The 22,610-nt window shown below is 65.3% G+C and carries 25 protein-coding genes and 1 pseudogene; 15 read left to right on the top strand and 11 right to left on the bottom strand.

The annotated features are described in order from the left end of the window. Positions 1-198 precede the first annotated feature (198 nt). Positions 199-1,446, top strand: coding sequence for an SEL1-like repeat protein (locus JHD82_RS22865; protein ID WP_199138947.1), 1,248 nt, complete (start codon positions 199-201; stop codon positions 1,444-1,446). Positions 1,447-1,515: 69 nt separating this feature from the next. Here the strand turns inward: JHD82_RS22865 and dnaJ are convergent, their stop codons facing one another. From dnaJ to grpE, 3 genes are all read right to left on the bottom strand, one after another. Continuing rightward, positions 1,516-2,658 (bottom strand): molecular chaperone DnaJ, encoded by a 1,143-nt coding sequence (gene dnaJ / locus JHD82_RS22860; RefSeq protein ID WP_012207031.1) that lies wholly within the window; start codon positions 2,656-2,658, stop codon positions 1,516-1,518. 100 nt (positions 2,659-2,758) lie between these two features. Next, entirely contained in the window at positions 2,759-4,711 is a 1,953-nt protein-coding gene (gene dnaK / locus JHD82_RS22855) for a molecular chaperone DnaK (protein WP_199138945.1), read from the bottom strand. A gap of 114 nt (positions 4,712-4,825) precedes the next feature. After that, positions 4,826-5,371 carry a nucleotide exchange factor GrpE gene (gene grpE, locus JHD82_RS22850; protein WP_012207029.1) on the bottom strand — a complete coding sequence of 182 codons (546 nt, stop codon included), beginning with the start codon at positions 5,369-5,371 and terminating at the stop codon, positions 4,826-4,828. A gap of 307 nt (positions 5,372-5,678) precedes the next feature. Here grpE and rpsF point away from each other — a divergent pair, with 307 nt between their 5' ends. From rpsF to dnaB, 5 genes are all read left to right on the top strand, one after another. Then, positions 5,679-6,041, top strand: a complete 363-nt coding sequence (rpsF, locus tag JHD82_RS22845) for a 30S ribosomal protein S6 (protein WP_012207028.1) — start codon at positions 5,679-5,681, stop codon at positions 6,039-6,041. A 26-nt stretch (positions 6,042-6,067) separates the two neighbouring features. After that, on the top strand, positions 6,068-6,358 hold the full coding sequence (gene priB / locus JHD82_RS22840; RefSeq protein ID WP_012207027.1) for a primosomal replication protein N: 291 nt from the start codon (positions 6,068-6,070) through the stop codon (positions 6,356-6,358). An 18-nt stretch (positions 6,359-6,376) separates the two neighbouring features. Then, entirely contained in the window at positions 6,377-6,658 is a 282-nt protein-coding gene (gene rpsR / locus JHD82_RS22835) for a 30S ribosomal protein S18 (protein WP_012207026.1), read from the top strand. A gap of 11 nt (positions 6,659-6,669) precedes the next feature. Next, positions 6,670-7,122: a 50S ribosomal protein L9 gene (rplI, locus tag JHD82_RS22830; protein ID WP_012207025.1), complete on the top strand. Its 453-nt coding sequence runs from the start codon at positions 6,670-6,672 to the stop codon at positions 7,120-7,122. Between the two features lie 132 nt (positions 7,123-7,254). Beyond that, positions 7,255-8,688, top strand: a complete 1,434-nt coding sequence (gene dnaB, locus JHD82_RS22825; protein ID WP_012207024.1) for a replicative DNA helicase — start codon at positions 7,255-7,257, stop codon at positions 8,686-8,688. 73 nt (positions 8,689-8,761) lie between these two features. On the opposite strand, the gene JHD82_RS22820 is transcribed toward dnaB, so the two are convergent. From JHD82_RS22820 to JHD82_RS22805, 4 genes are all read right to left on the bottom strand, one after another. After that, positions 8,762-9,160, bottom strand: coding sequence for a hypothetical protein (locus tag JHD82_RS22820; RefSeq protein ID WP_012207023.1), 399 nt, complete (start codon positions 9,158-9,160; stop codon positions 8,762-8,764). Between the two features lie 3 nt (positions 9,161-9,163). Then, positions 9,164-10,981, bottom strand: a complete 1,818-nt coding sequence (locus JHD82_RS22815; RefSeq protein WP_199138938.1) for a PhoH family protein — start codon at positions 10,979-10,981, stop codon at positions 9,164-9,166. 176 nt (positions 10,982-11,157) lie between these two features. Beyond that, positions 11,158-11,643, bottom strand: coding sequence for a peroxiredoxin (locus JHD82_RS22810; RefSeq protein ID WP_012207021.1), 486 nt, complete (start codon positions 11,641-11,643; stop codon positions 11,158-11,160). Between the two features lie 138 nt (positions 11,644-11,781). Continuing rightward, positions 11,782-12,150 carry an Mth938-like domain-containing protein gene (locus tag JHD82_RS22805; RefSeq protein WP_199138951.1) on the bottom strand — a complete coding sequence of 123 codons (369 nt, stop codon included), beginning with the start codon at positions 12,148-12,150 and terminating at the stop codon, positions 11,782-11,784. 170 nt (positions 12,151-12,320) lie between these two features. Here JHD82_RS22805 and JHD82_RS22800 point away from each other — a divergent pair, with 170 nt between their 5' ends. The 7 genes from JHD82_RS22800 (at position 12,321) to JHD82_RS22770 (ending at position 19,065) form a co-directional block, all read left to right on the top strand. Next, positions 12,321-13,556, top strand: coding sequence for a pyridoxal phosphate-dependent aminotransferase (locus JHD82_RS22800; protein WP_012207019.1), 1,236 nt, complete (start codon positions 12,321-12,323; stop codon positions 13,554-13,556). 108 nt (positions 13,557-13,664) lie between these two features. Continuing rightward, positions 13,665-15,014, top strand: coding sequence for a homoserine dehydrogenase (locus JHD82_RS22795; RefSeq protein WP_012207018.1), 1,350 nt, complete (start codon positions 13,665-13,667; stop codon positions 15,012-15,014). A gap of 140 nt (positions 15,015-15,154) precedes the next feature. After that, a complete protein-coding gene (gene thrC, locus JHD82_RS22790) occupies positions 15,155-16,582 on the top strand; it encodes a threonine synthase (RefSeq protein WP_199138936.1) in 1,428 nt (475 codons plus the stop codon). Between the two features lie 46 nt (positions 16,583-16,628). Continuing rightward, positions 16,629-17,189 (top strand): molybdopterin-guanine dinucleotide biosynthesis protein B, encoded by a 561-nt coding sequence (mobB, locus tag JHD82_RS22785; protein ID WP_034396637.1) that lies wholly within the window; start codon positions 16,629-16,631, stop codon positions 17,187-17,189. Between the two features lie 9 nt (positions 17,190-17,198). After that, a complete protein-coding gene (glp, locus tag JHD82_RS22780; RefSeq protein WP_199138934.1) occupies positions 17,199-18,434 on the top strand; it encodes a gephyrin-like molybdotransferase Glp in 1,236 nt (411 codons plus the stop codon). Then, positions 18,431-18,706, top strand: a complete 276-nt coding sequence (gene moaD / locus JHD82_RS22775; RefSeq protein ID WP_199138932.1) for a molybdopterin converting factor subunit 1 — start codon at positions 18,431-18,433, stop codon at positions 18,704-18,706. The genes glp and moaD overlap by 4 nt, the downstream gene beginning before the upstream one ends. A gap of 5 nt (positions 18,707-18,711) precedes the next feature. After that, positions 18,712-19,065, top strand: coding sequence for a recombinase family protein (locus tag JHD82_RS22770; RefSeq protein WP_097201556.1), 354 nt, complete (start codon positions 18,712-18,714; stop codon positions 19,063-19,065). Here the strand turns inward: JHD82_RS22770 and dapA are convergent. The 3 genes from dapA to JHD82_RS22755 all read right to left on the bottom strand — a co-directional run bounded on the left by dapA (position 19,011) and on the right by JHD82_RS22755 (position 20,849). Further along, entirely contained in the window at positions 19,011-19,946 is a 936-nt protein-coding gene (dapA, locus tag JHD82_RS22765) for a 4-hydroxy-tetrahydrodipicolinate synthase (RefSeq protein ID WP_199138930.1), read from the bottom strand. The two genes, JHD82_RS22770 and dapA, sit on opposite strands and share 55 nt — an antisense overlap. Positions 19,947-20,241: 295 nt before the next feature. Further along, positions 20,242-20,586: a hypothetical protein gene (locus tag JHD82_RS22760; protein ID WP_012207011.1), complete on the bottom strand. Its 345-nt coding sequence runs from the start codon at positions 20,584-20,586 to the stop codon at positions 20,242-20,244. 8 nt (positions 20,587-20,594) lie between these two features. Continuing rightward, positions 20,595-20,849: a hypothetical protein gene (locus JHD82_RS22755; protein WP_012207010.1), complete on the bottom strand. Its 255-nt coding sequence runs from the start codon at positions 20,847-20,849 to the stop codon at positions 20,595-20,597. Between the two features lie 105 nt (positions 20,850-20,954). Between JHD82_RS22755 and JHD82_RS22750 the strand changes: the two genes are divergently transcribed. Beyond that, positions 20,955-21,416, top strand: coding sequence for a molybdenum cofactor biosynthesis protein MoaE (locus JHD82_RS22750; protein WP_047469218.1), 462 nt, complete (start codon positions 20,955-20,957; stop codon positions 21,414-21,416). Positions 21,417-21,428: 12 nt separating this feature from the next. Here JHD82_RS22750 and JHD82_RS22745 read toward each other — a convergent pair whose 3' ends face one another. Beyond that, positions 21,429-22,319, bottom strand: coding sequence for a DMT family transporter (locus tag JHD82_RS22745; RefSeq protein ID WP_232533463.1), 891 nt, complete (start codon positions 22,317-22,319; stop codon positions 21,429-21,431). 104 nt (positions 22,320-22,423) lie between these two features. Here JHD82_RS22745 and JHD82_RS22740 point away from each other — a divergent pair. Next, positions 22,424-22,610, top strand: a pseudogene (locus JHD82_RS22740) (AraC family transcriptional regulator); the annotation flags it as partial.

Below are 22,610 nucleotides of genomic sequence, written 5' to 3'. Positions count from 1 at the left end.
TTCTCGCACAAGTCATCGATCTGTCATCTTCAAGCGCGATGTCTTTGGTGATGTCGTGCGATTTCATGGAGATGGGGGTCATGTCCCCTGGCGATGGCTGCGGTCGGCCTTTCCTGTCGGAACGCCGGTTGCATACTGAAAGAATTTGTCAATCTTTGCGCCAGTCGCCTGCATGGATTGCTGCAAAAATAAGAGCATATGAACGATCGATACCCGACGGGCCTGCGAGCCCTGCCTGCAGGCCTGTCATTGCTGCTGGCCGCAGCCCTGTCCTGCATGGCCGTCCCGGCGTCTGCCAAGCCGCAGCCACCAGCGAAGAACACGGCCAAGAGCGGTGCGAAGGCACCGGCCAGACCTGCAGCCAAAGCGGCAGCCAGGCCAGCCGGCAAGGCCGCCGTCAAGACCGGGGGCAAGTCGGCGCCCTCTCCAACGCGCAATGCGGCGGCCAAGGCCGCCGCTGGCGTGGCGGCAGGGGCCGTTGCGGCCGGAACTGCCGCAGCCGCACTGGGCCATGCACCCAAGGGCGAGCCCGGCCTGAGCGCGGCCGAGGTCACAGCGCTGCACCAGCATGCCGAGCAGGGCGAGGCCAGCGCCCAGTACGCGCTGGGTTCGCTGTACAAGCGCGGCCAGGGCGTTGCCCTGAGTGCCGAGACGGCGGCCCAGTGGTATGAGAAGTCTGCGCAGCAAGGCTATGCGCCAGCCCAGTCCGAGCTGGGGTTGATGTATGCGAATGGCCGGGGCGTGGCGCGTGACGATGCCCAGGCCGTGCAGTGGTATCGCAAGGCTGCCGAGCAGGGCGATGCCGTGGCCCAGAACAACCTGGGCCTGATGCTGGCCGAGGGGCGCGGAGCCGCCAAGGACCCCGCGCAGGCCGTGCAGTGGTTCCAGCGCTCGGCCGAGCAAGGCGAAGCGGCCGGCCAGTACAGCCTGGGCGTGATGTATGCCACGGGCCGGGGCGTGGCCGAGGACGTGGCGCAGGCGCTGCGCTGGTTTGTGGCGGCGGCAGGCCAGGGCCATGCCGATGCGCAATTCAATGCCGGCATGCTCTATGCCGAGGGTGGCGTGGTCGATCGCGACATGGCGCAGGCCGCCCACTGGCTGGAGAAGGCGGCCGAGCAGGGCAATGCCGCAGCCCAGTCCAACCTGGGCGTGCTGTATGCCAATGGCCAGGGCGTGCCCGCCAGCGACGAGAAGGCCGCGCGCTGGCTGGAGCGTGCCGCCCAGCAGGGCGACGCGCTGGCGCAGTCCAATCTCGCCAGTCTTTATGCGTCGGGCAAGGGCGTGGAGCGCAGCCCGTCCCAGGCCTATTTCTGGATGCTGCTGGCGGCGGGCAGGGACAGCTCGCTGACCGCCAAGCGTGACAGCATGGCCCAGCCGCTGAGCGCGGCCGAGCGTGCACGCACCGAGCGCCAGGCGGCGGCCTGGAAGGCCAAACCCGCTCCCTGAGTCCTGTTGAGCATGCACCAATGAAAAACGCCTCGGAAGAGGCGTTTTTGTTGGGGGCTCAGTGCTGCATCAGCTGAAGAAGCTCTTGAGCCTGTCGGTCCAGCTCTCGCCGCTGGGCGAATGCTTGGCGCCGCCCTTCTTGAGCGATTCCTCCAGCTCGCGCAGCAGCTTGCGCTGGTACTCGGTCAGCTTGACGGGCGTCTCGACCACGATGTGGCAGTACAGGTCGCCGGGATAGCTGGAGCGCACGCCCTTGATGCCCTTGCCGCGCAGGCGGAACTGCTTGCCGGCCTGGGTGCCTTCGGGGATGTCGATGGCCGCCTTGCCCGACAGGGTGGGGACCTCGATCTCGCCGCCGAGCGCCGCCGTGATGAAGCTCACGGGCACGTTGCAGTGCAGGTCGTCGCCGTCGCGCTCGAAGATGTCGTGGTCCTTGATGCGGATCTCGATGTAGAGATCGCCCGCAGGCCCGCCATTCGTGCCGGGTTCGCCATTGCCGGAGGAGCGGATGCGCATGCCGTCGTCGATGCCGGCAGGAATCTTCACTTCCAGTGTCTTCTGGCGCTTGACCTTGCCCTGGCCGCCGCAGCTGGTGCAGGGCTCGGGAATGATCTTGCCCGTGCCCCGGCAGTGCGGGCAGGTCTGCTGCACGCTGAAGAAGCCCTGGCGCATCTGCACGCTGCCCATGCCGTTGCAGGTGGTGCAGGTCTTGGCACTGGTGCCGGGCTTGGCGCCGCTGCCGTGGCAGGTGTCGCAGCCATCCCAGCTGGGGATGCGGATCTGCGCATCCTTGCCGTGGGCGGCTTCCTCCAGCGTGATCTCCATGGCATAGCTGAGATCGTTGCCGCGGTAGACCTGGCGGCCGCCACCGGCGCCGCCGCGTCTGCCGCCACCCTGGTTGAACATGTCGCCAAAGATGTCGCCAAAGGCTTCGGCAAAGCCACCAAAGCCTTCGGCGCCGCCGCCCATTCCGCGGTTGGGGTCCACGCCTGCATGGCCGTACTGGTCGTAGGCCGCGCGCTTGTTGCTGTCGGAGAGCATCTCGTAGGCCTCCTTGGCCTCCTTGAATTTCTCTTCCGCCTCGCGTGCGGCATCCCCCTGGTTGCGGTCAGGGTGGTACTTCATCGCCAACTTGCGATAAGCCTTCTTGATGTCGTCGTCCGAGGCGTTCTTGGCAACGCCGAGGACCTCGTAAAAATCGCGTTTGGACATGGTGTTTGCTAGCCAGTCAGTGAGAACAGGAACGCCGCGTCAGCCCCTTGGCAGGGCCGAGCGCGGCGGCAAGCGGTCGTCAAGGGACCACGCGCTGGGTTCAGTCCTTCTTGACTTCCTTGACTTCGGCGTCAACGACGTTGTCGTCAGCGGCTGCTGCACCGGCCGAGGCGCCTGCTGCACCGGCCGCGGCGGCGGCTGCTGCTGCTGCCTCGGGGCCGCCGGCTGCCTGCGCATCGGCGTACATCTTCTCGCCGAGCTTCTGGCTGGCCGTCATCAGCGCCGTGGTCTTGGCGTCGATGGCGTCCTTGTCCTCGCCCTTGAGGGTCTCTTCCAGGTCCTTGACGGCGCTCTCGATGGCGGTCTTCTCGCCAGCGTCGAGCTTGTCGCCATGCTCGCCCAGGCTCTTCTTGACGCTGTGCACGGCAGCTTCGCCCTGGTTGCGGGCCTGGACCAATTCCAGCTTCTTCTTGTCGTCGGCTGCGTTCAGCTCGGCGTCCTTCACCATCTTCTGGATCTCGTCCTCGGACAGGCCCGAGTTCGCCTTGATGGTGATCTTGTTTTCCTTGCCCGATGCCTTGTCCTTGGCGGACACGTTCAGGATGCCGTTGGCGTCGATGTCAAAGGCCACTTCGATTTGCGGCACGCCACGCGCTGCGGGCGGAATGCCTTCGAGGTTGAACTCGCCCAGCATCTTGTTGCCCGAAGCCATTTCGCGCTCGCCCTGGAACACCTTGATGGTCACGGCCGGCTGGTTGTCGTCGGCCGTGGAGAAGGTCTGTGCGAACTTCGTCGGGATGGTCGTGTTCTTGGTGATCATCTTGGTCATCACGCCACCCAGCGTCTCGATGCCCAGCGACAGCGGCGTCACGTCCAGCAGCAGCACGTCCTTGCGGTCGCCCGACAGAACCTGGCCCTGCACGGCGGCGCCCACGGCCACGGCTTCGTCGGGGTTCACGTCCTTGCGGGGGTCCTTGCCGAAGAATTCCTTGACCTTCTCCTGCACCTTGGGCATGCGGGTCATGCCGCCGACCAGGATGACGTCATCGATGTCGGACACGGACACGCCTGCGTCCTTGATGGCCGTGCGGCAGGGCGCAATGGTGCGCTCGATCAGGTCCTCGACCAGGCTTTCCAGCTTGGAGCGGGTCAGCTTGATGTTCAGGTGCTTGGGGCCCGAGGCATCGGCCGTGATGTAGGGCAGGTTGATGTCGGTCTGGGCCGAGTTCGACAGCTCGATCTTGGCCTTCTCGGCGGCTTCCTTCAGGCGCTGCAGGGCCAGCACATCCTTGGCCAGATCAACGCCCTGTTCCTTCTTGAACTCGGTGATGATGTAGTCGATGATGCGCTGGTCGAAGTCTTCGCCGCCCAGGAAGGTGTCGCCGTTGGTGGACAGCACTTCGAACTGCTTTTCGCCGTCCACATCGGCGATTTCGATGATGGACACGTCGAAGGTGCCGCCGCCCAGGTCATACACGGCGATCTTGCGGTCACCCTTGTCGGTCTTGTCCAGGCCGAAGGCCAGGGCCGCCGCCGTGGGTTCGTTGATGATGCGCTTGACTTCCAGGCCGGCGATGCGGCCGGCGTCCTTGGTGGCCTGGCGCTGGGCGTCGTTGAAGTACGCGGGCACGGTGATCACGGCCTCGGTCACGGGCTCGCCCAGGTAGTCCTCGGCGGTCTTCTTCATCTTGCGCAGCACTTCGGCGGAAATCTGCGGCGGGGCCAGCTTCTGGCCGCGCACTTCCACCCAGGCGTCGCCGTTGTCGGCGCGCGAGATGGTGTAGGGCATCAGGTCGATGTCCTTTTGCACTTCCTTCTCGTCGAACTTGCGGCCGATCAGGCGCTTGGCGGCGTAGATGGTGTTGCGGGGGTTGGTGACGGCCTGGCGCTTGGCCGAGGCGCCGACGAGGATCTCGCCGTCTTCCTGGTAGGCAATGATCGAAGGCGTGGTGCGTGCACCTTCGCTGTTCTCGATCACGCGCGTGGTGTTGCCGTCCATGATGGCCACGCAGCTGTTGGTGGTGCCCAGGTCAATACCGATGATTTTTCCCATTTTGAGTTCTCTCCGCGTTCTGTGAAATGTTTGAATGACTGCTAACTTGTGGCCGGCAGGCGCTGCTTCAAGGGGCTTTGCCTCTTTTTTGTCAACGCTGCCGTGAGTGCCCGCTTACTGGGGCTGGGCCACGGTCACGAGGGCCGGGCGCAGGATGCGGTCGGCAATCAGGTAGCCCTTTTGCAGGACCGACACCACGGTGTTGGCTTCCTGCTGTGCAGGCACCATGCTGATGGCCTGATGCAGGTTGGGGTCGAATTTCTCGCCGGCAGCCGGATTGATGGTCACGACCTTGTTGCGCTCAAGGGCCGAGGTCAGCTGGCGCAGCGTGGCGTCGGCGCCTTCGCGCAGCTGTTCCGGCGTGGCCTGTTGAATGGCCAGGGCGGCATCCAGGCTGTCGCAGACAGGCAGCAGGCTTTCGGCAAAGCTCTCGATGCCGAATTTGCGCGCCTTGGAGACTTCGTCTTCCGCGCGGCGGCGCACATTCTCGGCCTCGGCCTTGGCGCGCAGGAACTGGTCGGCCAGCTCGGCGCTCTTGGCCTTGAGCTCGGCCAGCTCGGTCTGCAGGCGCTGCAGCTCGTCGGCTGCATTGGCCGCCATGGCGGCTTCGATTTCTTCCGGGGCTGCGTCTTGCAAGGGGTTGGAGTTTTGTTCGGACATGGATGGAGACTTCAGCTACAAAACAAAAAGATCGCCGCGCTGGAGGCCAGACTTGGCGATTGCACGATCTTGAATCGAGATGTGAGCGGATCGGTGTATTTTCAAGGGCTTTGTGCATGTGCATGCGCACTGCAGATGCACACGGTGGGGGCAAAAGCCGGGCGAAGGGGCAAAAGCCCCACACGAATCCGGGGTCTCGGTCAGTGCGGAGTGTACAGATGGAAGAGGGCTGCGCTAGAATCCAATGCTTTGCCTTGCCGCACCGCTACAAGACGCAGTGGGCGGCGTTTTCCCAAAAGGAGTCGATATGCGTCATTACGAAATCGTTTTGTTGATCCACCCGGATCAGAGCGAGCAGGTTCCCGCCATGCTGGAACGCTACAAGGGCATGATCACCGCTGGCGGTGGCAAGGTCCATCGCGAAGAAGACTGGGGCCGTCGCCAACTGGCTTACATGATCAACAAGCTCGCCAAGGCCCACTACCTGTGCCTGAACATCGAAGCCGACCAGGCTGTGATGGCTGAGCTGGAGCATGCCTTCAAGTTCAACGATGCCGTGCTGCGTCACCTGACGGTTCAGAAGAAGAAGGCCGACACTGCGCCTTCCTCGATGATGAAGACCGTCGAGCGTGAAGAAGCCCGCAAGGCCAGCCAGACCGAACAGGCCTGAGCCCAGCCCTTTCAGAACCTGAAGGAGTGGAGAACCACGTTGCACTGACGGCAGCCATCGCAGAGCTTCAAGCACTGCGCTACACGCCGGCAGGGCTGCCCGCCCTTGAACTGCGACTCGAACACGCGTCGCGGCAAAAGGAAGCAGGAAGCGAACGCAGCGTGACGGCATCTGTCAAGGCGGTTGCCTTTGGCGCGCTGGCTGAAAAGCTCGCCCGCCAGGCGCTCGGCAGCCAGTGGAAGTTCCAAGGCTTCCTGGCAACGCCCCGCAACGGCAAATTGCTGGTTTTCCACATCCAGGACATTCAACAAAACTAATTTTCAAGAGGTCCAGAAATGGCCACGTTCAAGAAATTCAACAAGGACAAGCGCCCCAAGCGCAACACGCAGTCGCTGCTGTTCAAGCGCAAGCGCTTCTGCCGCTTCACCGTCGCCGGCGTCGAAGAAATCGACTACAAGGATGTGGACACCCTGCGTGACTTCATCGGTGAAAACGGCAAGATCGTGCCCGCTCGCCTGACCGGCACGCGCGCCATCTACCAGCGTCAGCTGAACACGGCCATCAAGCGCGCCCGCTTCCTGGCTCTGGTTCCTTATTCTGACCAGCACAAGATCTAAGGAATACAACCATGCAAGTCATTCTGCTCGACAAGGTTGTGAACCTCGGTGGCCTCGGCGACATCGTCAAGGTCAAAGACGGCTACGCCCGCAACTTCCTGATCCCCACGGGCGCTGCCCGTCGTGCCACGGCTTCCGCCAAGGCCGAGTTCGAAGCCAAGCGCGTCGAACTGGAAAAGCAAGCGGCTGAAAAGCTGGCTGCTGCTCAGCAACTGGGCGAAAAGCTCAACGGTGTAAACGTCAAGCTGACCCAGAAGGCTGGCGTTGACGGCCGCCTGTTCGGCTCGGTGACCAACGCCGACATCGCCGAAGAACTGACCAAGGCCGGCTTTGCCGTCGCCAAGTCGCAAGTTCGCCTGGTCAACGGTCCCATCAAGACCGTGGGCGACGCCACCGTGGTCGTGGCGCTGCACACCGACGTCAGCGTCGAAGTGACGGTGTCGGTCTACGGCGACCACTCCTGATCCGGGGCTTGTCCCGTATCACCAAAAAGCCGCCTTAGGGCGGCTTTTTGCTTTGCCGTGCCAGGGTGATGACGCCGGGTGGCGCGGCCTTTTGCCAGCCGCTACGATGGCGGGCTCATCTCCAGGAATTCCATGTCGTCCGTAATGCCCCCGCTCGATCTCGATGATGCGTTCGCACCGCTGCCTGCTGGCGACCAGCAGGTGGCCCAGTTGCGCGTGCCGCCGCATTCGATGGAGTCCGAGTCCAGCGTGCTAGGGGGGCTGCTGCTGGACAACAACGCCTGGGAGCGTGTTGGTGATCTGCTGGTGGATGGTGATTTCTATCGCCATGAGCACAAGCTGATCTACGAGGCCATCGGCAAGCTGATCAACGGCAGCAAGCCGGCCGATGTGATCACGGTCTACGAGCATTTGCAGAGCATGGGCAAGGCCGAGGAAATCGGCGGCCTGCTGTACCTGAACCAGCTGGCGCAGTACGTGCCCAGCGCCACCAACATCCGGCGCTATGCGGAGATCGTGCGGGAGCGCTCCATCCTGCGCAAACTGGTGACCGCCAGCGACGACATCGCTACCAATGCCTTCAATCCTCAGGGCAAGACGGTCGATCGCATCCTGGACGAGGCCGAGCAGAAGATCCTGGCCATCGGCGAGGAGGGTGCGCGCAACAAGCAGGGCTTCCAGTCGCTCGACACGCTGGTGGTGGACCTGCTGGACCGTGTCCAGGAGATGGCCGACAACCCCATGGACGTGACCGGCGTGCCCACGGGTTTCGTCGATCTGGACCGCATGACCAGCGGCCTGCAGGCTGGCGACCTGGTGGTGCTGGCTGCCCGTCCCTCGATGGGCAAGACCTCGTTTGCGGTGAATATCGCCGAGCATGTGGCGCTCAACGAGGGCCTGCCGGTCGCCATTTTCTCCATGGAAATGGGCGCGGCCCAGCTGGCGGTTCGTATCGTCGGCTCCATCGGCCGCGTCAACCAGGGCAATCTGCGCACGGGCAAGCTCAACGACGACGAGTGGCCGCGCCTGACGGAAGCCATCGAGCGGCTGCGCACGGTATCCCTGCACATCGATGAGACACCGGGCCTGTCCCCCACGGAGCTGCGCGCCAATGCGCGGCGCCTGGCGCGCACCTGCGGCAAGCTGGGCCTGATCGTGGTGGACTATTTGCAGCTGATGAGCGGCTCGGGCTCGGCTGCCAGTTCCGACAACCGTGCGACCGAGCTGGGCGAGATTTCGCGGGGCCTGAAAATGCTGGCCAAGGAACTGCAGTGCCCGGTGATTGCCCTGTCCCAGCTCAACCGCTCGGTGGAGCAGCGCACCGACAAGCGTCCCATGATGTCCGACCTGCGCGAATCGGGCGCCATCGAGCAGGATGCCGACATCATCATGTTCATCTACCGTGATGACTACTACAACAAAGACAGCAAGGAGCCGAACATTGCCGAAGTCATCATCGGCAAGCAGCGTAACGGTCCCACGGGAACGGTGAAGGTGTTCTTCCAGAAGAACCAGACGCGCTTCGAGAACCTGGCCGTGGGCTACGGTGGCGGCGACGAGTACTGAACGGGATACCCGGGCTTTGTGCGCGCAATGAAAAACGGCCCCGAGGGGCCGTTTGCTTTGGGTGGTTGGCGATCTACATGCGCCAGACCTGGATCAGCAGGCCCGCCACGCAGACGCCAAGGATGGCGCATGCCCAGGCCAGCCGCTGGGCGCCCGTGCGCAGCGCGCCCACGGTGGCCACGATCTGGGCGTTCTGCTCCGCCAGCTTTTCGATCAACTCCAGCGACTGGCGCTGGGATTGTTCCAGTTGCACGATGCGTGCGTCCTGGGCCTGGATCAGCTGCAGCGCCTGTTCGCCAGCCGAGCGCGGCGGTGCCAGCGGCTCGACGGCCGCAGGCTGCTGTGCATCGAGCTCCTGCGCGGCGTCCTTCTTGCGCAGCAGGTTCTTGGCGGCTTTGACGACCTGGGGCGTGGCCTCGATGACATCGCCCCAGGGCACCAGCTTCAACGCGGTGATCCAGCTGATCGCCATGGCTCAGAGCACCTCGCTGGCGAAGTCTGCCAGGCGCGAACGCTCGCCGCGCGCCAGCGTGATGTGGCCGCTGTGCGGCCAGCCCTTGAAGCGGTCCACGGCGTAGGTCAGGCCCGAGGAGCCTTCGGTCAGGTAGGGTGTATCGATCTGCGCCAGATTGCCCATGCAGATGATCTTGGTGCCGGGGCCGGCGCGCGTGATCAGGGTCTTCATCTGCTTGGGTGTCAGGTTCTGGGCCTCGTCGATGATGACGTACTTGTTCAGGAAGGTGCGGCCGCGCATGAAGTTCATGCTCTTGATCTTGATGCGGCTGCGGATCAGCTCATTGGTGGCCGCGCGGCCCCATTCGCCGGCATTGCCGCCATCGCCCTTGGCCAGGAATTCGAGGTTGTCGTCGAGTGCGCCCATCCAGGGACCCATCTTCTCTTCCTCGGTGCCGGGCAGGAAGCCGATGTCCTCGCCCACGCTCACCGTGGCGCGCGTCATGATGATCTCGGTGTAGCGGCGGTCGTCCAGCACCTGGGACAGGCCGGCAGCCAGGGCCAGCAGGGTCTTGCCCGTGCCGGCCGTGCCGGTCAGCGTGACCAGGTCGATGTCCGGGTTCATCAGCAGGTTCATCGCGAAGTTCTGTTCGCGGTTGCGTGCCGTGACGCCCCAGACGGCGTACTTGGGATTGCCGAAGTCCTTGAGCGTCTTGAGCACGGCCGTCTTGTCGCGGATCTCGGTCACGCGCATGAACAGGCTTGGCTCGCCCGGTGCCTCGTGGTAGACGAACTGGTTGATCATCAGCTGGTCGACGATGGCGCCGCTGATGCGGTAGTAGGTGATGGCACCTTCCTGCCAGCTTTCGACGTTCTTGCCCGCCTTGGCCCAGAAGTCCTGGGGCAGGGCCAGGGCACCTGCGTACAGCAGGTCGCCGTCGTCCAGAACCTTGTCGTTCTGGTAGTCCTCGGCCGCCAGGCCCAGCGCGCGTGCCTTGACGCGCATGTTGATGTCCTTGGACACCAGCACGACTTCGCGCTCGCTGAACTTCTTGCGCAGCGCGGCGACCACGCCCAGGATCTGGTTGTCCGCCTTGCCCTGGGGCAGGCTGTCGGGCAGCGAGGTCTCCAGCGGTTCCGTCTGGAAATACAGCATGCCCGTGGCGCTGCGCTGGCCCGTGGCATTCAGCGGCAGGCCCTTGTCCAGCGTTTCGGAGGGCTGGGAGGCGACCAGCGAATCCAGCGTGCGGCTGACCTGGCGGCCGTTGCGCGCCACTTCGGTCATGCCCTTCTTGTGGCCGTCGAGTTCTTCCAGCACCACCATGGGCAGGAAGATGTCGTGTTCCTCGAAGCGGAACAGGCTGGTCGGGTCGTGCAGCAGCACGTTGGTGTCGAGCACGAACAGCGTCTTCGGTCCTGTGCGCGTGCGGCGCGGGCGAACCGGCGCTGCCAGCAATGCTGCCGGCTTGGCTTCTGTGGAGGACCTTTTGGCCGAGCGGGCGCTGGACGGCGCTGCCGTTGCGTTGGAATTGTCGGTTGCGCGGCGCTGCCGATTGGCCGGGGCTGCAGTCGCGGGCGCAGGAGCTGGTGCCGGTGCCGGTGCTGCGGGCTTGGTGTTGCGGCCGCGCGCCGGTGCGGGCTTTGCAGCTGTGGCGGTGTTGTTGGGGGCGGGGGCTGGGGCCGGCTTGCGCTTGCGCGTCGCGGCGGCAGCTACGGCCTCGGCTGCATCGGGAAGATCGTCAGCGGGCAGGGGGTCTGCGTGCTGGGCACCGCGCACGGGAAGAAAGGCTTCGGGGGAGAGCTTGGCGGCACGGCGGCCGGGTGCGGGGGGCAGGGGCATAGTGGACGAACCGTTCCTCAACAGGGATCAAAAAGCACAAAGCCGCCTGGAAACCGAGGCGGCTTTGGTGGGGTGACAGGGAAAAGCGTCTTTGCTAAGAGGCATCGTCCCATTATGCATAGGCTGATGGCCTGAATATGTCGGCCGGCGCTTTGTCGCCTGTCAGATTGTCGCTATCAGGCGGCCTGCTTCAGTGCCTTCAGGGTCTTGACAGCCTTGAGCACCTCGTCAACGTGGCCGGGGACCTTCAGGCCGCGCCATTCCTGCACCAGCAGGCCATCGGCGCCCACCAGGAAAGTGGAGCGCTCGATGCCCTTCACCTTCTTGCCGTACATGATCTTGTTCTTGACCACGCCGAACATGTGGCACATCTTCTCTTCCGTATCGGCGATGAGCTCGAACGGCAGTTCCAGCTTTTCCTTGAAGTCGTCGTGCGACTTCATGTTGTCGCGCGAGACGCCAAACACGGTGGCACCAGCTTTCACGAAGTCCTTGTACTTGTCGCGGAACTGCATGGCTTCAGTGGTGCAGCCAGGCGTATTGTCCTTTGGGTAGAAATACAGGATCAGAATCTGGCCCGTGTGGGAGGTGTTGGTCACCTTGATCCCGCCGGTAGCGTTGGCTTCAAATTCGGGAAGGGGTTTGTTGACAACGATCGCCATGCGCTTATATCTCTCGGGTGTAGTCGTTGAAATGCCGAGGGCCGTGTTTGTGTTTTTGCTTTTATCGGAAATGCCCCCAACCGCAACCTGCAATTTTACCCTGAAAACGGAATTTCACCCAATCAGGGGGGCAGGAGTCTACTCCAAGAGTAGGGCTGCGACGACGTTACGGCCTTCGCTGGCAAGGATGTTGTAGGTGCGACACGCGGCCTGCGTGTCCATGCTTTCCAGGCCTATGCGCCGGGTCATGAGGGGGCGCAGCCAGGCCGCCGGCGGGAAGCGGTTGCGCTGGCCGCTGCCCAGGATGACGACCTCGGCATCCAGTTGGGACAGCGCCTCGAAGTGCTCGGGCGTCAGGTCCTCGAAGCGGACGCAGTCCCAGGCCTGGCGCAGGCCCTTGGCGCCTACCAGCAGGCTGTGCTCGAATTTTTCCCTGTCCACGGCGACCCAGCCGGGGCCATAGCCCGTGATGCTCTGTGCTTCGGATTTGTCGGCGTGGAATTTCATGGATGAGGGTGGCGCGGTCTGCGCGAAGGGGGTGGCCGCCACATGGCCGGGGCCAGGGCGATGCTGCATTGCGGAACTGTGGTCAAATTATAGGTTTCACCAGGGTGCATGGGGCACTTTGGCGTGCATGAAGGCCGCAAGCCCGCGCCGGCCACTTTCATATTCTCAGCATGAAAACCGTTCTCAAATCCGCAAAACTAGCCAACGTCTGTTATGACATCCGCGGGCCCATCATGGACGCGGCGAAGAAGATGGAAGAGGACGGGCAGAAGATCATCAAGCTCAATATCGGCAACCTGGCCGTGTTCGGCTTCGATGCCCCCGAGGAAGTGCAGCAGGACATGATCCGCAACCTGCCCAATTCGGCAGGCTACTCGGACAGCAAGGGCATCTTCGCAGCGCGCAAGGCCGTGATGCATGAGACCCAGCGCCAGGGCATCCTGGGCGTGACACTGGACGATATCTACCTGGGCAATGGCGCATCCGAGCTGATCAGCCTGGCCACGAACGCGCTGCTGGACGACGGCGACGAGATGCTGCTGCCGGCGCCCGACTATCCGCTGTGGACCGCCGTCACCAGCCTGTCGGGCGGCACGCCCGTGCACTACATGTGCGACGAGTCCAACGGCTGGATGCCCGACCTGGAAGATATCCGCGCCAAGATCACGCCGCGCACCAAGGGCATCGTCGTCATCAATCCCAACAACCCCACGGGCGCCCTGTACAGCAAGCAGCTGCTGCAAAGCATCGTGGCGCTGGCCCGCGAGCATGGCCTGGTGATCTTTGCCGACGAGGTCTATGACAAGGTGCTGTACGACGACGTGGTGCACACGCCGCTCGCCAGCCTGTCCACCGATGTGCTGACGCTGACCTTCAACTCGCTGTCCAAGGCCTATCGCAGCTGCGGCTACCGCGCCGGCTGGATGGTGGTCTCGGGCGACAAGAAGGCGGCCCGGGACTATATCGAGGGCCTGAACATGCTCTCCAACATGCGCTTGTGCGCCAATGTGCCTGGCCAATGGGCCGTGCAGACGGCGCTGGGCGGCCACCAGAGCATCGACGAGCTGGTGCAGGAGGGCGGCCGGCTGCGCGTGCAGCGCGATCTGGCCCACAAGCTGATCACAGAAATCCCCGGCGTGAGCTGCGTCAAGCCGCAAGCCGCGCTGTACATGTTCCCGCGCCTGGACCCCGAGATCTACCCGATCAAGGATGACCAGGCGTTCTTCCTGGAAGTGCTGCAAGAGACCAAGGTCATGCTGGTGCAGGGAACAGGCTTCAACTGGCCGCACCCCGACCATTTCCGCATCGTCTTCCTGCCGCACGACACCGACCTGCGCGAGGCCATCCGCCGTCTCGCAGTGTTCCTCGAGAAATACCGCAAGCGCCACGGCACGGACCGCGGCTGAGCTGTGCGGGCCGGTGGAGGAGAGGGCCTTCCGCCGGCCATTGCTTTTTACCGGCTGCCGGCGCGCACCCTCTGGGCGCCGCAGCGTTTTTTGACTGGCAAGTAGTTTATGAAACCGATCCAAGTAGGCCTTCTGGGCATTGGCACCGTGGGCAGCGGCACCTTCAACGTGCTGCAGCGCAATCAGGAAGAGATCCGCCGCCGCGCGGGCCGCGGTATTGAGATTGCCATGGTGGCCGACCTGGATACGGAACGCGCCCGCTCCGTCGTGGGCGACACGGCCAAGGTGGTCGGCGATGCGCGCGAGATCATCGCCAACCCCGAGATCGACGTGGTGATCGAGCTGATCGGCGGCTACGGCATTGCCAAGGCCCTGGTGCTGGAGGCCATTGCCGCCGGCAAGCATGTGGTCACGGCCAACAAGGCCCTGCTGGCCGTGCATGGCAGCGAAATCTTCAAGGCCGCCGCCGAGAAGGGCGTGATGGTGGCCTACGAAGCGGCCGTGGCCGGTGGCATCCCCATCATCAAGGCGCTGCGCGAAGGCCTGACGGCCAACCAGATCCAGTGGGTGGCCGGCATCATCAACGGCACGACCAACTTCATCCTGTCCGAAATGCGCGACAAGGGCCTGGACTTCGACGTGGTGCTCAAGGAAGCCCAGCGCCTGGGCTACGCCGAAGCCGATCCGACCTTCGACATCGAAGGCGTGGACGCCGCCCACAAGGTCACGTTGATGAGCGCCATCGCCTTCGGCATTCCCGTGCAGTTCGACAAGGCGCATGTGGAAGGCATCACCAAGCTGTCTGCGGCCGACATCAAGTACGCCGAGCAACTGGGCTACCGCATCAAGCTGCTGGGCATCACCAAGCGCACGGACAAGGGCATCGAGCTGCGCGTGCACCCCAGCCTGGTGCCGACCAAGCGCCTGATCGCCAACGTGGAAGGCGCGATGAACGCCGTCGTCGTCCATGGCGATGCCGTGGGCACCACGCTGTACTACGGCAAGGGCGCGGGCTCCGAGCCCACGGCCAGCGCCGTGATCGCCGACCTGGTGGACATCGCCCGCCTGCACACGGCCGATCCCGAGCACCGCGTGCCCCCGCTGGCCTTCCAGTCGAATACGCTGGTCGCCGCAGGTGGCGAGCTGCCCGTGCTGCCCATGAGCGAGGTGGTCACCAGCTACTACCTGCGCATCCGCGTGGCCGACGAAGCCGGTGTGCTGGCCAAGATCACCAGCATCCTCGCGGGCATGGGCATCAGCATCGACGCCCTGCTGCAGCGAGAGGCCGGCGAAGTGAGCGGCGACAGCGAAGGCAGCCAGGGCGTGCCGCAGACCGACCTGATCATCCTGACCCATGCCACGCGCGAAGGCGATATGGACACGGCCCTGGCCCAGATCCAGCAACTGCCCACGGTGCTGGCCCCTATCAACCGCATCCGCAAGGAAGAGTTGAACTAAGACACCCCCTGAGCGGCTGCGCCGCTTCCCCCTCTCTCGCACGCGGGAGGGGGACGACGCCCTCGCTGCGGGGCGGCCCTTGCTCGGCATCCCTGGCATCGGCCGCGCCCCGTCTCACAGAATACTGACGAGGAAGCGACATGCTTTATCTTTCCACGCGCGGCCACGCGGACCGCAAGCGCTTTTGCGACATCCTGCTCGAGGGCCTGGCGCCCGATGGTGGGCTGTACCTGCCCGAGCACTATCCGCAGATCGATGCCGCCCGCCTGGGCGAGCTGCGCAGCATCTACAAGGAGCAGGGCTACGCTGCCCTGGCCTTCGAGATCCTGAGCCTGTACATCGACGACATCCCGGCCGAGGATCTGCGCGCCCTGTGCGCCAAGACCTATACGCAGCAGGTGTTCGGCACGGCCGAGATCACGCCGCTGCGCCCGCTGGAAGACGGTCTGTGGCTCGAAGCCCTGTCCAACGGTCCCACGCTGGCCTTCAAGGACATGGCCATGCAGCTGCTGGGCAACCTGTTCGAGTACGAGCTGGGCCGCCGTGGCGAGGAACTGAACATCCTGGGCGCCACCAGCGGTGACACCGGCAGCGCGGCCGAGTACGCCATGCGCGGCAAAAAGGGCGTGCGCGTGTTCATGACCAGCCCGCGCGGCCGCATGAGCCCCTTCCAGCAGGCCCAGATGTTCAGCCTGCAGGATGCCAACATCCACAACATCGCCATCGAGGGCGTGTTCGACGACTGCCAGGACATCGTCAAGGCCGTCTCCAACGACCACGCTTTCAAGGCGAAGTACAAGATCGGCACGGTCAACTCGATCAACTGGGCCCGCCTGCTGGCCCAGGTCGTCTACTACTTCGCCGGTTACCTGCAGGCCACGCAGGGCAATGACCAGAAGGTCAGCTTCACGGTGCCCAGCGGCAACTTCGGCAACATCTGCGCCGGCCATGTGGCGCGCCAGATGGGCCTGCCGATAGCGCGCCTGGTGGTGGCAACCAACGAGAACGATGTGCTCGACGAGTTCTTCCGCACAGGCGCCTACGTGGTGCGCGGCAGCGAACATACCTACGAGACGTCGAGCCCCTCGATGGACATCTCCAAGGCCAGCAACTTCGAGCGCTTCGTGTTCGACCTGCTGGGCCGTGATGGCCAGGCCACGCGCGAATTGTTCGCCGAGGGCGTGGCACGCCAGGGCCGCTTCGACCTGGGCGGCAACCCGCTGTTCCAGGAAGCTGCTGCCCGCTACGGCTTCGTCAGCGGCAAGAGCACGCATGCCGACCGCCTGGCCACCATCCGCGATACCTTCGAGCGCTTCGGCACCATGATCGACACGCACACGGCCGACGGCGTCAAGGTGGCGCGCGAGCAGCTGCAGGCCGGCGTGCCCATGATCGTGCTGGAGACGGCACTGCCCATCAAGTTCGCCGCCACCATCGAGGAGGCCCTGGGCCGCCTGCCCGATCGCCCGGCCAAGTTCGAAGGCATCGAGGACCTGCCCAAGCGCGTGACCGACTTGCCGGCCGACGCCGAGCAGGTCAAGGCCTATATCGCCCGGCATTGCGACTGATGCCGCAGCCGGGCTGCCCAAAGGTCCGCAGCAGGAGTGCATGGCGATGAAGGTCATCGGCTTTGCCGGCTACTCCGGCTCGGGCAAGACCAGCCTGGTGGAGCCCCTGATCACGCTGATGCGTGCGCAGGGGCTCAGCGTTTCGGTGGTCAAGCATGCCCACCACCATTTCGATGTCGATCACGAGGGCAAGGACAGCTGGCGCCACCGCAAGGCCGGCGCCTATGAAGTGGTGCTGGCCTCGGATCGCCGTCTGGCGCTGATGCGCGAATTCCCCCGTCCCACGGAGCTGTCGGTGCACGACATGCTGGCCGAACTCGATCCGCGCGTGGATTGGGTGCTGGTCGAAGGCTTCAAGCACGCCGACCTGCCCAAGATAGAGATCTGGCGCGATCAGCCCGAGCGCGCCAGCGCCGGCAAGACCCAGGCGCCGCTGTATCCGCACGACCCCCATGTGCTGGCCATTGCGACCGACGCACCGCAGCGCCTGCCAGAGCCGCCACGCCAGCCCGTGCTCGATCTCAATGCGCCAGGGCAGATACTGCAATGGCTGCTGGAGCATGCGCAGCAACTGCGCTACCGTGCCCCAGGCCTCCCTCGAAATTAGGAAAACACCATGCGAGCCCCGCTCAAGCCCCTTGACGAAGCGCTGGCCGAATTGCTGGCCCAGGCACTGCCGCTGGCCGGCGATGACACCGTGGACAGCTTCGATGCCGATGGCCGTGTGCTGCTGGCCGATGCCGTCTCTCCGCTGCAAGTGCCGCCCCAGGACAACAGCGCCATGGACGGCTACGCTGTGCGCAGCGCCGAATGCACGCAGGGCAATGCCGAGCTGCCCGTCTCGCAGCGCATCCCCGCAGGCGCCGTGGGCGAGCCGCTGGCCGTGGGCACGGTGGCGCGCATCTTCACGGGCGCTCCGGTGCCCGAAGGTGCCGATGCCATCGTCATGCAGGAAGACTGCGAAGTCCTGGAAGACGGTCGCGTGCGCATCAAGGCGCGGCCCGAGGCCGGGCAATGGATACGCCGCTCTGGCGAAGACATCCGGCGCGGCGCCACCGTCATCGCGGCCGGCACGCGCCTGTCGCCGGCCGAGCTGGGCCTGGCGGCCAGCATCGGCCTGGCCTCTTTGCGCGTGGCACGCAAGCCGCGCGTGGCCCTGTTCTCCACAGGCGACGAGCTGGTCATGCCGGGCACCGTGGCGCCCGAGCAGATGCCGCCAGGCAGCATCTACAACAGCAACCGATTCTTTCTTCGCGCCCTGCTGCAGCGCATGGGCTGCGAGGTCACCGACTTCGGCATCGTCCCCGACCGGCGCGAAGCCACTGTGGATGCTTTGCGCGAAGCGGCCCGCGCGCATGACCTGATCCTGACCAGCGGCGGGGTGTCTGTCGGCGAAGAGGACCATGTCAAGCCCGCCGTGCAGGCGCTGGGCCAGCTCGACCTCTGGCAGATCGCCGTCAAGCCCGGCAAGCCCTTCGCATATGGCCGCGTGAACCGCGAGGGCGAAGGCTTTGCCCACTTCATCGGCCTGCCCGGCAACCCGGTCTCCAGCTTCGTCACCTTCCTTTTGCTGGTGCGCCCCTTCGTGCTGCGCCTGCAGGGCGTGCAGCAGGCGCTGCCGCGCTCGGTCGAGGTGCGCGCCGACTTCCATTGGCCGCGCGGGGACAAGCGCCGCGAATTCCTGCGCGTGCGCTACAACGACAGCGGCGGGCTGGATCTGTTCCGCAACCAGAGTTCGGGCGTGCTGACCTCGGCGGCCTGGGGCGATGGCGTGGTGGACAACCCGCCGGGCCAGGCCATTGCGCCGGGCGACCGGGTGCGCTTCATCGCCTTTTCGGAGCTGCTGTCATGAGCCAGGCCGTCCCCATCGCCATCACCATCACCGTGCGCTATTTCGCCTCCATCCGCGAAGCCCTGGGCACGGGCAGCGAAACCCTGTCCACCGAGGCCGCCACCGTGGGCGCGCTGCGTGAGGAACTGATTGCGCGTGGCGGTGCAGCCGCCGAAGCGCTGGCCCCTGGCAAGGCCGTGCGCATGGCGCTGAACCAGGTCCTGTGCGATGCCGGTGCCGCCATTGGCCAGGGGGACGAGGTGGCTTTCTTCCCTCCCGTGACCGGAGGTTGATCCAAATGACCACCGACAAGCCCGTGGACCAGGCCATCAGCGCGCGCACGCGCAAGGCCCTGTCCGAGGCCAAGGCGCGCGGCGTGCAACTGGGCCGCGCAGGCGCAGACAACCTGCGCGCCACCGTGGAAAAGCGCAAATCCACGGCCGATGCCTTCGCCCAGCAGCATGAGGCGCTGTTCGCCGAACTGCAGGCGCGCGGCCTGACGCACCGTGCCATGGCCGCCGAACTCAATGCGCGCGGCATTGCCGCTGCCCGGGGCGGCGAGTGGACGCACGGTCAGGTGCAACGCATCCTGAACCGCTATGCCGACCTGCGTTCGGCAATACCGTCTGCAGACGACAGCAGCGGCAGCTGAATCCCGGCCAGCCGCTGCGCCAGCGCGGCCGATGCAGCCTGCATGGGCGCCCGCAGCGTTGCCCGCATTCGGCCCTGCTGCGCCAGCAAGGCCTTGATGGGGGCGGGATTGGGCTCGGCAAAGCAGGCGGCGATGTGCGGCTGCAGCGGCTGCCACAGCGCACGGGCAGCGGGCAGGTCGCCGCGCTCCAGGCATTGCATCAACTCGACGAAGTGCCGTGTATGCGCGTGCGCGCTGGCAGCAATCGCTCCCGCACCGCCCAGGGCCAGCGTGGAAAAGATCTGCGCGTCTTCGCCGGCCAGCACCTGCAGTTGCCCATCGGCGATCAGTGCCTGGGTCTTGGCGGCATCGCCCCCGCAATCCTTGATGGCCACGATGCGCTCATGGGCGGCCAGCGCACGCAGCGTGGCCAGCTCCAGCACCACGCCGGTGCGGTAGGGAATGTCGTAGATGATGACCGGATGGGCGCTGCGCTCGGCAATCGTCGTGAACCACTGCAGCAGCCCCGCCTGCGACGGGCGTATGTAATGCGGCGCGGGCACCAGAATGCCGGCCAGCGGCAGGGCGTTCAGTGTCTGGACACGGGCCAGCGCATGCCCCAGGTGGCAGTCAGAAACTCCCATGACCACGGGCATGCCCTGGGCCGCTGAGAGGATGGTGGACAGGGCGGCATCGTGCTCCGCTTCGCTCAGCGCGGCGGCCTCGGCGGTCGAGCCGCAGGCCACGTAGCCGGCGATGCCGGTGGCGTTGTAGTGCTGCACCAGGGCGCGCAGAGCCTCGTGGTCCACTGCCGTCTCATCTCCAGGAAGAAAGGGCGTGACCAGCGGAAGCCACAGCCCCTTGAATCGGGCTTGCGGCGAGGTGGTGGAAGGCAAAGACATGGAAGATCCCTTCGGGTGATTCAAACAATGAACGACCGGACGCAGCCACCGGCCAGACCGAGGGCGGAAAGGCAGGCGCCTGAAGGGATGCGGGAAAGGGAGATGGAGGCTGCCGGGCCGGTTCCGTCGCTCATCTGGACGGAACCTCAGCTCCGGTCAGACGAGCTGGGGTTTGCAGGCTTTGCCCAGGCACAGGCGCACGGCATCACCGTGGCATGTGGGGAAGGCAAAGATTGCAGGCATGGCGCGCAGTGTAGCGCGCCTGAGCGCCTGAGTGAGGGGTGGTGGGTGACCTTCAGGCTGCGCCGTCGGCGCCGGGAGGGGGTGATGCATCGGGCAGCAGCGGTGCCTGCCACTCCAGCAGCTCGGCCAGGCGCTGCACGATCCAGCGCGCCTCGCCAGGGCTGACGATGGAGCCCTCGGCCGCCAGGCCCGCGTGCATGCCCAGCAGCACGCCCTGCTCCGAGGAGTTGCCGGAGTGATAGAGCGTCTGCGCCTGCTCGACCAGGTGGCTGGCCAGGTCCTCGCACAGTTCATAGCGCCCGACCACGTCTGCAATCGATGCCTTGAGCCGTCCGTGCCGGTCGGCATACAGGGCGGCAAAGCTCGGCGGCGGCTGTATCTGGCTGGTCTCGTCCATGGCGCGCCTCAATCGGGTTCGAACAGGCGCTCGAAGCGTGCAAGGTCCTCGGCCAGCTCGCAGCTCACGAGCTGGCCCATCTTGCCGTCGGCCAGGCGGTGGGCTGCGAACAGCGTGGCCTTGCCGCGAAAGTTGTAGTCGGGCAGATGGATGATGGTGTAGGGATGGGACACGAACAGCTGATGCTCGTAGACCACGCGCTGCTCGTTGCGCGGCGACGGGTAGAGCGTGTATTCGGGGGTGGTGATCGTGAGTGTGGCCATGCATGGCCCGCTGCAGCAAAAGGCCGGCGGCGGGGGAGGGCAATGCTACCGCGTTCGCCAGTCCCTGGTGCGCCCTGGTGCGCCGCCGCCTGCGACAATGCGGGCATGCAAGCAGCCCGTGTATCCATCCAGACCGAGGATTTCGACGTATCGGCCGAACTCGCCGCCCTGCGCGGCGGCGACGCGCGCGTGGGCGCGGTCTGCAGCTTCATCGGCACGGTGCGTGACCGCAACGAGGGCGCCGCCGTGGCCAGCATGGAGCTGGAGCACTACCCGGGCATGACCGAGAAATCCATCGAGGCCATCATCGACGAGGCGGTCCAGCGCTTCGGCATCCATGGCGCGCGCGTCATCCACCGCATCGGTCCGCTGCAGCCCATGGACCAGATCGTGCTCGTGGCCGTCACCGCATCGCACCGGGGCATGGCCTTCCAGGCCTGCGAATACATCATGGACTACCTCAAGTCGCTGGCGCCTTTCTGGAAGAAGGAGCAAACGCCCGAGGGCGCGCGCTGGGTGGATGCGCGCGTCAGCGACGAAGAGGCGCTGGCGCGCTGGCGCCAGTGAGGCGGCGGGCCTTCAGGCCTTGAGCGCGGCGCCCCGCAACCATTGCGGTGGGCGGAACACCAGCAGGTTTCCGAACATCACCAGCAGCAGCCCGCCCACGGCCAGCGGCGTCCACACATAGCCCTCGAACAGGGCCGAGATGCTGAGCGCAACAATGGGGAACAGCACCGTCGCATAGGCCGCCTTCTCCGGGCCCAGCCGACCCACCAGGGTCAGGTAGGCCGTGAACGCAATCACCGAGCCTGGAATGGCCAGATACAGCCAGGAGCCCACATAGGTCCAGCTGGCATCGAAGCGCCAGGGCAGGCCCGCCACCAGCGCATAGCCGGTCAGCAGCAGCGTGCCGGCCAGCATGCCCCAGGCATTGGTCTGTGCGGGCCGCCAGCCCATGGACTGCAGCGAGGCAGACAGCATGTTCCCGCAGGAAAAGCACAGCGTGCCCAGCACCGCCCAGCCCAGGCCAGGCAGGCTGGCATGCCGGCCTGCGCGCAGCTCGGGCCAGAACAGCGCCACCAGGCCTGCAAGGCCGAAGAGGCTGCCGGCCAGCACATGGGGCGCCAGCCGGCGGCCGTGGATGATGCGCGCCAGCAGCGCGTTCCAGAGATTGGCGCTGGAGAACACCACGGCGGCCAGGCCGCTGGCCAGCGTCTCGCTGGCATGCATGAAGCACACGAAGTTGAAGCTGAACAGGCACAGGCCCTGCGCCAGCACGCGCGGCAGCGCCGGGCCGCGAGGCACGCGCAGCTGCCGCGACCACGCCAGCCAGGCGAACATCAGCACGGCGGCCAGCGCAAAGCGGTAGGCAATGGACAGCTCCACGGGCACGGCGCCCAGCTGCAGTTTCAGGGCGATCCAGGTCGAACCCCAGATCAGCACGACCAGGGCATAGAGGGTTGCAGTCATGGCCGGTGATGATGGCGCCGCAGGCTGGGCGGGCATGGCAGATTCCTGCGGTTTGATGGCCTGGCGCCATGCGTCGGTATGGCTGCGGGACCACAATCGCTGCCATGACGCCCACGCCGCTGCCCGAGCTGCCCTCCAGCCACCTGTGCCAGGTGCTGTCACGCTCCAAGGCCCGGCTGCAGCGGCGCGTGCGCCTGAGCGAAGGGGTGGAGCTGGCCGTCTGGGCCAATGTGGACGACGAGGTGCGCTACTGCCAGCCCGGTCACCACACGCTGTCGGTCTACCTGGCCG

The organism is Delftia sp. ASV31 (genome assembly GCF_016428765.1).
GTDB lineage: Bacteria > Pseudomonadota > Gammaproteobacteria > Burkholderiales > Burkholderiaceae_C > Comamonas > Comamonas acidovorans.
This window is presented reverse-complemented; position numbering and strand designations above follow the sequence as displayed.

Excerpts from the sequence above, each read along its gene's own strand:
- JHD82_RS22865 (WP_199138947.1), top strand. The coding sequence starts at position 199 with ATGAACGATCGATACCCGACGGGCCTGCGAGCCCTGCCTGCAGGCCTG.
- dnaJ (WP_012207031.1), bottom strand. The coding sequence starts at position 2,658 with ATGTCCAAACGCGATTTTTACGAGGTCCTCGGCGTTGCCAAGAACGCC.
- dnaK (WP_199138945.1), bottom strand. The coding sequence starts at position 4,711 with ATGGGAAAAATCATCGGTATTGACCTGGGCACCACCAACAGCTGCGTG.
- grpE (WP_012207029.1), bottom strand. The coding sequence starts at position 5,371 with ATGTCCGAACAAAACTCCAACCCCTTGCAAGACGCAGCCCCGGAAGAA.
- rpsF (WP_012207028.1), top strand. The coding sequence starts at position 5,679 with ATGCGTCATTACGAAATCGTTTTGTTGATCCACCCGGATCAGAGCGAG.
- rpsR (WP_012207026.1), top strand. The coding sequence starts at position 6,377 with ATGGCCACGTTCAAGAAATTCAACAAGGACAAGCGCCCCAAGCGCAAC.
- rplI (WP_012207025.1), top strand. The coding sequence starts at position 6,670 with ATGCAAGTCATTCTGCTCGACAAGGTTGTGAACCTCGGTGGCCTCGGC.
- dnaB (WP_012207024.1), top strand. The coding sequence starts at position 7,255 with ATGTCGTCCGTAATGCCCCCGCTCGATCTCGATGATGCGTTCGCACCG.
- JHD82_RS22820 (WP_012207023.1), bottom strand. The coding sequence starts at position 9,160 with ATGGCGATCAGCTGGATCACCGCGTTGAAGCTGGTGCCCTGGGGCGAT.
- JHD82_RS22815 (WP_199138938.1), bottom strand. The coding sequence starts at position 10,981 with ATGCCCCTGCCCCCCGCACCCGGCCGCCGTGCCGCCAAGCTCTCCCCC.
- JHD82_RS22810 (WP_012207021.1), bottom strand. The coding sequence starts at position 11,643 with ATGGCGATCGTTGTCAACAAACCCCTTCCCGAATTTGAAGCCAACGCT.
- JHD82_RS22805 (WP_199138951.1), bottom strand. The coding sequence starts at position 12,150 with ATGAAATTCCACGCCGACAAATCCGAAGCACAGAGCATCACGGGCTAT.
- JHD82_RS22800 (WP_012207019.1), top strand. The coding sequence starts at position 12,321 with ATGAAAACCGTTCTCAAATCCGCAAAACTAGCCAACGTCTGTTATGAC.
- JHD82_RS22795 (WP_012207018.1), top strand. The coding sequence starts at position 13,665 with ATGAAACCGATCCAAGTAGGCCTTCTGGGCATTGGCACCGTGGGCAGC.
- thrC (WP_199138936.1), top strand. The coding sequence starts at position 15,155 with ATGCTTTATCTTTCCACGCGCGGCCACGCGGACCGCAAGCGCTTTTGC.
- mobB (WP_034396637.1), top strand. The coding sequence starts at position 16,629 with ATGAAGGTCATCGGCTTTGCCGGCTACTCCGGCTCGGGCAAGACCAGC.
- glp (WP_199138934.1), top strand. The coding sequence starts at position 17,199 with ATGCGAGCCCCGCTCAAGCCCCTTGACGAAGCGCTGGCCGAATTGCTG.
- moaD (WP_199138932.1), top strand. The coding sequence starts at position 18,431 with ATGAGCCAGGCCGTCCCCATCGCCATCACCATCACCGTGCGCTATTTC.
- JHD82_RS22770 (WP_097201556.1), top strand. The coding sequence starts at position 18,712 with ATGACCACCGACAAGCCCGTGGACCAGGCCATCAGCGCGCGCACGCGC.
- dapA (WP_199138930.1), bottom strand. The coding sequence starts at position 19,946 with ATGTCTTTGCCTTCCACCACCTCGCCGCAAGCCCGATTCAAGGGGCTG.
- JHD82_RS22760 (WP_012207011.1), bottom strand. The coding sequence starts at position 20,586 with ATGGACGAGACCAGCCAGATACAGCCGCCGCCGAGCTTTGCCGCCCTG.
- JHD82_RS22755 (WP_012207010.1), bottom strand. The coding sequence starts at position 20,849 with ATGGCCACACTCACGATCACCACCCCCGAATACACGCTCTACCCGTCG.
- JHD82_RS22750 (WP_047469218.1), top strand. The coding sequence starts at position 20,955 with ATGCAAGCAGCCCGTGTATCCATCCAGACCGAGGATTTCGACGTATCG.
- JHD82_RS22745 (WP_232533463.1), bottom strand. The coding sequence starts at position 22,319 with ATGACTGCAACCCTCTATGCCCTGGTCGTGCTGATCTGGGGTTCGACC.